Consider the following 5,200-nt stretch of genomic DNA (forward strand, 5'->3'; position numbering starts at 1 on the left):
CGTTGTTAAAGGTAAAAGACTCATCGCTTCTATTTCGGTTATAGTTTCCCCTTTTTTATAGATTACTAAGGCCGTATGATCCCTTTGGCGAACATTGTAGCCGGCTTGATCTTCGCGTAGTCCGTTCTCGAAGACCCAATTTTTTAGATGTGTATCAATTCCCATTCCGGCATTCACGATTTCTTGTATGTACTGGCTTTCTTTGTATGCGCGCCTGAATTCGCAAGCAATTTTTTTATGCTGGCGTCTTATGGTTTGAAGAAAAGTGAATTGCGATGTAGGTATAAACATTTCGTCTTGGCGTCAGGATGGGAAAAAAAGTCTCAGGGCATATCGAGTTGAACTTGTGCCTGCATTCATTCTTTCAAGTACTCTTGTGGCCGCTCGATTGTTCAGCGATACACAGGTTTGAGCGCTCTTAAATTGGGATAATGAGCGTTCTGCCAAGCTGTAAATGATTGGATAGTAACACCCTGTTGCCTTTCGGGATGAAAGGTATATCCCGTTGCCCATTATTTGAGCGCCTATGCCCGCGTAGCTCAGATCATGTCGTTCAATCGCACCGCAGGCTTGTACACGGCAACCTTTTTCCATGACCAAGGCGATTCTTCCTCGTTCGGTATTGTTAAGGATTTTTTCAAGCCATATCTCGTAAAGCCTAGTGGTTTTGGCTTCTGGTAGCGAAATATCGCGGGAGAAGCGACTCTCGAAATATACCCCGGCCATTAGTGCCAAGCACTGCGATCTGTCGTCTTCTCTATACTCGCGAACCAATGACAAGAATTTAGGTGGCTTGATGCCTTTGAGGGATCTCCAGCGGTACTCGCGTTTGATATCCAGAATCTCCGCTCCTAGGCCGAGCAAGGCATTCAGGCATAAGTAGTCGTCGATATCCACCTCGCATGAGGTGTGCAGTATGGAGGTTTCCTGCCTCATCTTATTGATGGTGTCGCGGAGTAAATTGCTCAGGGCCGATGGGGGGCACGTCGGGGCTGCAGCCAAGCTCATTCTCGCCATGGGTAGGCCAAAGTGTTGGGTATCCCAGTCTAGAGGTTTGATAGCGCAAGCGGCGATAACGCCATTTTGGTCATTGATCGTGGAGCAAACACCATCAGCTTTGACAGTCGACATCAATTCATATCGGAACAGACGTTGGTGGTCTTCTTGGCAAAGCTGTGGATGGCCACGATAGCGGGTGTAAATGGCTAGGGGGGTTAGATCAAGCGCCTGAATCTGGTTTGCCTGATGGAACTCTGTGGTTCTAGTTGGCCGCAACGAGGCTTTCATGTTTCTTATCCTGATGCTCTTGGTGGCTCTCGATCATGGTCATATGCAGTGGTTATCATTATTAGATTTTTGATAACCCATTGTTATGTTTTGAGTGCGTATATGTCCGCTACACCTTTTGGGCTAGTCTATCCTGTTTGAATCGCGATGGCAGCAGGAGGGATCATGGATACTTCGAGGATCTTGGTAGTCTTTGCGGCAATGGAATTTCTCTAGGACGTCGGTAGTCAGAATGAAGTCTCTGCTTGTTACAGGGGGCTGTGGTTTCATCGGCAGCGCCTTTATCCGCTGGGCCTTGGCCAATACCAAGGCTACTATCGTCAATCTCGATGCTCTCACCTATGCCGCTCAGCCTCAAGCACTGGCTTGCGTGGAAGGCGATGGGGGTTATTACTTTGTCAAAGGTGACATAAACAATGCTGATTTGGTGTCGAAATTGCTGGAGGAACACCAGCCTTGTGCATTGATCAACTTTGCAGCGGAATCCCATGTGGACCGTTCCATCACAGCCCCTATGGAGTTCTCGCGCACTAATATCCAGGGCACCCTGACCTTGCTCGAAGCTTGCCGCAGCTGGCTTCAAGTGCGAGCTGGTTCGCGCCCGTTTCGTTTTCTGCAAGTATCCACTGATGAGGTGTACGGTGACTTAGGGCCTAAAGGGGCGGCAGCACAGGAAGGTGATCCCTGGCATCCCGGCTCACCCTATGCGGCGAGTAAGGCTGCAGCGGATCATCTAGTGGACGCCTGGGTGCACACCTATGGCTTTCCTGCCCTGATTTCCCATGCCAGCAATAATTATGGCCCTTGGCAGTATCCAGAGAAGCTGATCCCGCGGGTGATACAGTGCGCATTGGCAGGCGATACAATCCCGCTGTATGGAAGCGGGGAACAGGTGCGTGACTGGTTACATGTTGACGATCACGTTAAGGCATTATGGTGTTTGCTGGAGCAGGGTAAGCTGGGAGAGCACTACAATATTGGTGCAGACTGTCAGCTGACGAACCTATGTCTGGTGAATGCCATTTGTGCACATCTCGATGGCTTGAGGCCGGCTTCAGCTCCGGCTGGAGGCCATGCATCACTGATTCGTCATGTGGCAGACCGCGCCGGCCATGACTGGCGTTATGCCTTGAATAGCAGCAAGATGCAGGCTTTGGGCTGGCGCCCGCAGGTGTCGTTTGAGCAAGGGCTGCGTGATACGGTGGCATTTTATTTACCATGACAATGCAATTTAGGGAAAACCGCAAAGGGATCCTTCTGGCTGGAGGGGCAGGGTCCCGACTCCACCCTGCAACCCTTGGTGTATCCAAACATTTGCTGCCTGTCTATGACAAGCCGATGGCTTATTACCCTATGTCGGCATTGATGCTGGCTGGGATCAGGGATGTGTTGATTGTTACTACCCCGGAGGATTCCGGCAACTATCAACGACTATTCGGTGATGGCAGTCACTTGGGGATGCGCTTCGAGTACGCGCAGCAGGCTAAACCCGGTGGGATTGCGGAGGTTTTTGAGATTGCTGCTGAATTCATTGGCGATTCCCCTGTGTGTCTCGTTCTAGGTGACAATATTTTCTATGGGCAGGGCTTCACTCCGCAGTTACAGGCGGTTGCTGCTCGGCAGCGGGGGGCGACACTGTTCGCTTACCCGGTGAAAGAGCCTGAGCGATTTGGTGTTGTTTCACTGGGAGCGGCAGGCCAGGTCTTACGATTGGAGGAAAAACCGGCGGAGGCTTTCTCTAATCTGGCAGTGACTGGGCTTTATTTTTTCGATAACGATGTTTTGGATCTTGCCAAAGAAGTCCGGCCGTCCTCGCGTGGCGAGAAAGAGATTGTGGATGTGCTCAAGGCTTATCAGGCACAAGGAACTCTCCAGGCGGAAGTGCTGGGGCGGGGTTTTGTCTGGCTGGATGCGGGGACTCCTGAGTCTTTACTGGAAGCCGGGACGCTGGTTCAGGCCATCGAGCAACGTCAAGGGCTCAAGATCGCATGTCTCGAAGAAATCGCATGGTGTTCCGGTTGGATTACCTCTGAGAAGCTCGAAAAGCTTATCTGGCAACTCGGTAAGACGGAATACAGTGGATACCTTATAAGCCTGCTGCAGACAAAGTGACGAATATCGTTATGTATGTTCCTTTTAATCGCCCTTTAGTGCTTGGCTGTGAAAGCGATGCTATTGCTCAGGCGCTAGCTTACGGGGAGCTTGCAGGAGGCGGTAGGTATACCAAACGCTGTGAGGCTTGGTTGTCCCGCCATGCCAATACCAGTTCAAGCCTACTCACCCCATCGTGCACCCATGCGCTGGAGATGGCTGCTCTACTTGTTGATATCCAGCCAGGGGATGAGGTTATCATGCCGTCCTGGACTTTTGTCAGCACTGCTAATGCCTTCGTGTTACGGGGAGCTACCCCCGTTTTTGTCGATGTTCGCCTGGACACCTGTAACCTTGATGAGCGCCTCATAGAGCAGGCAATAACCCCAAAAACCAAGGGGATTGTGCCTGTTCACTATGCGGGCGTGAGCTGTGAGATGGATGCAATCATGGCTATTGCTGAGCGCTATGGTCTGTGGGTAATTGAAGACGCGGCTCAAGCGATGATGGCAACCTATAAAGAAAGGCCATTGGGCGGGATCGGGCATCTAGGCGCGTACAGCTTTCACGCGACCAAGAATTACACCAGTGGAGGGGAGGGGGGGGCTTTGCTGATTAGTCGTGCTGAGCTCACTGATCGAGCAAGCATAATCCGGGAGAAAGGCACAAACCGAGAGGCGTTTTCTCGTGGGGCAGTGGATCGTTATTGCTGGTTAGATATAGGCAGTAGCTATTTGCCGAGTGAAGTTCAGTCTGCTGCTTTGTCTGCCCAGTTAAGTCAGGCTGAGAAGGTCAACAGGCGCCGAGTAATGCTCTGGGAGCGCTATTTTCAAGAGTTAGAAGGTGTGTGCTTTAGTCATGGAATCTATCTTCCTGCCGTTCCAGAAGGCTGTCAGCACAATGGGCACCTATTTTATCTACGGTGTGATAACAAAGCTCTCCGGGATAAGCTCCTAAGCCAACTTTTAGGCCTTGGCATCATGGCTCAGACTCACTATGAACCATTACACCTTTCTCCGGGAGGACGGAAATTTGGTAGGGTGAGTGGTGATCATAAGCATACGATAAAGGTCAGTAATGGGTTGCTCAGGCTGCCTATCCACTATGCGTTAGACGAAGCGGAGCAAGCGTACGTGATAGAGAGCCTGATCGAATTGATCAAGCGTTTTTAATCGTGTGTGATTTCGTTATAGACGCGGCTGCTCATCATCTTGTCCCGATCGACCGCTTTTTGATTGAAAGGGTCAACCTTCCACAATACTGACTGAACAAAGGTTCTATGCTCGTAGAGGGCAATGAGTGCACCCAGTGATTCTGGGTCGATATTGTCGAGCGCTATGATGGTTGAAGGCGTCCCAGGTATGCGGCGGCTCGATTGTTCCCGCGTATCCTCGAACGCAAACTGCTTGGCAGTGGCGTAACAGAGTTTGTTGCAGGTCTCATGTCGGCTGTTTATTTGCCTTTGAAACTTTTCGGATGGAAGAGTTGGGGGGGCTTTACTGAGTATGAACTCACAGCAGCAGGAGTCACTGCCATTGTGGATGTACTCATGCAGACTATGTCGGGCATCCAGTCCGGATTCTCCCAGCACCATGCCGGCGGTCCTCAGCTTTTCTGATTCTGCAGATGAGGATTTTCCGCAACTTTCAAGCTCCAGCTGGCTTGCAAAGCGTGGCAGGAGATTCAGGCGGCTGTCATAGGGGAGAAGAATTCGGTTCTGAATACTCAGGAAGTTGCGGTTCCAGACATCAACTAGTGCCATCAGAACGGGGATGTTTTCTTCTAGCCGTGCGGTTCTGAAATGATGATCTACAGTCTCGGC

The 5,200-nt window shown here is 50.9% G+C and carries 4 protein-coding genes and 1 pseudogene; 3 read left to right on the top strand and 2 right to left on the bottom strand.

Features of this window, described 5'->3' with window-relative positions:
• Positions 1 to 303: 303 nt before the first annotated feature.
• Positions 304 to 1,287: a hypothetical protein gene (locus A3754_RS17020; protein ID WP_063520651.1), complete on the bottom strand. Its 984-nt coding sequence runs from the start codon at positions 1,285 to 1,287 to the stop codon at positions 304 to 306.
• A 232-nt stretch (positions 1,288 to 1,519) separates the two neighbouring features.
• On the opposite strand from A3754_RS17020, the gene rfbB reads away from it, so the two are divergent.
• From rfbB to rffA, 3 genes are read left to right on the top strand one after another with little or no spacing between them, the layout of a single operon-like run.
• The gene (gene rfbB, locus A3754_RS17025; RefSeq protein ID WP_063520652.1) at positions 1,520 to 2,509 is read left to right on the top strand and encodes a dTDP-glucose 4,6-dehydratase; all 990 of its coding nucleotides are present in this window, start codon (positions 1,520 to 1,522) and stop codon (positions 2,507 to 2,509) included.
• Complete coding sequence (gene rfbA / locus A3754_RS17030) at positions 2,506 to 3,399, top strand: glucose-1-phosphate thymidylyltransferase RfbA (RefSeq protein WP_363969998.1); 894 nt, start codon at positions 2,506 to 2,508, stop codon at positions 3,397 to 3,399. The genes rfbB and rfbA overlap by 4 nt, the downstream gene beginning before the upstream one ends.
• Positions 3,396 to 4,550 (top strand): dTDP-4-amino-4,6-dideoxygalactose transaminase, encoded by a 1,155-nt coding sequence (gene rffA, locus A3754_RS17035; RefSeq protein ID WP_231880669.1) that lies wholly within the window; start codon positions 3,396 to 3,398, stop codon positions 4,548 to 4,550. Before rfbA ends, rffA begins: the two co-directional genes overlap by 4 nt.
• On the opposite strand, the pseudogene A3754_RS17040 reads toward rffA, so the two are convergent.
• Positions 4,547 to 5,200, bottom strand: a pseudogene (locus tag A3754_RS17040) (glucose-6-phosphate isomerase); the annotation flags it as partial. The gene rffA and the pseudogene A3754_RS17040 overlap by 4 nt on opposite strands.

The organism is Alcanivorax sp. HI0083 (assembly GCF_001635175.1).